We start from the raw sequence: 1,795 nt of genomic DNA, 5'->3' as shown, positions 1-1,795 counted from the left end.
CCGCAGACCAAGATGGTAACTTCAGTGTTCCAGTTAGCGGATTGGAAGAAGGTCAAACCGTATCTGTAACAGCAACAGACGCAGCTAAAAACACATCAGCACCAACTACAGCAACTGTAGCGAAAGCCGATGATAAGACAGCTCCAGATGCCCCAGTTGTGAACCCAGTTAAAGCTGGTGACACAGCAGTAACAGGTACAGCTGAAGCCGGTTCAACAGTAGAAGTAACTCTTCCAGATGGCACTAAAGCATCAGCAACAGCCGACCAAGATGGTAACTTCAGCGTTCCAGTAAGTGGCTTGGAAGAAGGTCAAACCGTATCTGTAACAGCAACAGACGCAGCTAAAAACACATCAGCACCAACTACAGCAACAGTAGCGAAAGCAGATGATAAGACAGCTCCAGATGCCCCAGTTGTGAACCCAGTTAAAGCTGGTGACACAGCAGTAACAGGTACAGCTGAAGCCGGTTCAACAGTAGAAGTAACTCTTCCAGATGGCACTAAAGCAACAGCAACAGCCGACCAAGATGGTAACTTCAGCGTTCCAGTAAGTGGCTTGGAAGAAGGTCAAACAGTCTCTGTTACAGCAAAAGATGCTTCAAACAACACATCAGCACCAACTACAGCAACAGTAGCGAAAGCCGATGATAAGACAGCTCCAGATGCCCCAGTTGTGAACCCAGTTAAAGCTGGTGACACAGCAGTAACAGGTACAGCTGAAGCCGGTTCAACAGTCGAAGTAACTCTTCCAGATGGCACTAAAGCATCAGCAACAGCCGACCAAGATGGTAACTTCAGCGTTCCAGTAAGTGGCTTGGAAGAAGGTCAAACAGTCTCTGTTACAGCAAAAGATGCTTCAAACAACACATCAGCACCAACTACAGCAACAGTAGCGAAAGCCGATGATAAGACAGCTCCAGATGCCCCAGTTGTGAACCCAGTTAAGGCTGGTGATAAAGCAATTACAGGTACAGCCGAAGCCGGTTCAACAGTCGAAGTAACTCTTCCAGATGGAACTAAAGTATCAGCGAAAGCAGATAAAGACGGTAAGTTCAGTATTCCAGTAAATGGTTTGAATGCTGGTGATACAGTTTCTGTAACAGCAACAGACGAATCAGGAAATACATCAGCTACAACTACAGTAACAGTAAGTAATGTTAATGTGGGTGGTAAAGAGGCTGATAATGCTAAAGTACCGGCTCTTACTCCAGTAGTAGATCCTAACAACTTGACAGATGCAGAAAAAGCTAAAGTAGCTGAAGAAGTTAAGAAAGCTAATCCAACTGCGACAGATGTTAAGGTGAACAATGACGGATCAGTAGTTGTAACCTTTGCGGACGGTTCAGTAGCAACAATTGCAGCTAATAAAGTTGTTAAAGAAGCAACTAAAGAGTCATCTGCTCAAGCACCAGCTAAGAAAGCAGGAGCGAAAGAATTGCCAAACACTGGTACTAAACAATCTAACGCTTCACTTGGACTAGCACTTCTTGCAGCAGTGACAGGAGGACTCCTTATCTCTAAAAAACGTAAGGAAGAAGAGTAAGCCATTACTCAAATAAAGCAAATCTAAGAATCTTGATTCTATGAGATTGCTAGAAAAACCGTAAGAAGAAATTCTTACGGTTTTTTGATTTATGTGACTTTCAGTCCGTCTCGCACCTCACGGAGCGAGACAAATAAACCACCCGCTATGCGGGTGCGCGTCGAAGGTTATACCAAAAAAACTCCAAGCGCGATACAATAAAGGTGTTCAAGCCAATTGTAAAGCGAAAGGAGAAAACCATGGCACAAAAG

1 protein-coding gene is annotated in these 1,795 nt (G+C 44.5%); it reads left to right on the top strand.

Going from position 1 to position 1,795, the window contains the following annotated elements; translation table 11 throughout:
- Window positions 1-1,544 (top strand): Ig-like domain-containing protein (locus PCY08_RS09905; protein ID WP_301560227.1); only part of this gene is annotated, 1,544 nt, incomplete at its 5' end.
- Window positions 1,545-1,795: the final 251 nt, after the last annotated feature.

Origin of the sequence: Streptococcus sp. SO4 (genome assembly GCF_030440055.1) — a bacterium.
Taxonomy (GTDB): Bacteria; Bacillota; Bacilli; order Lactobacillales; family Streptococcaceae; genus Streptococcus; species Streptococcus nidrosiense.
Note: the sequence above shows the minus strand (reverse complement) of the source record. Positions and strands in the feature narration are given on the sequence as shown.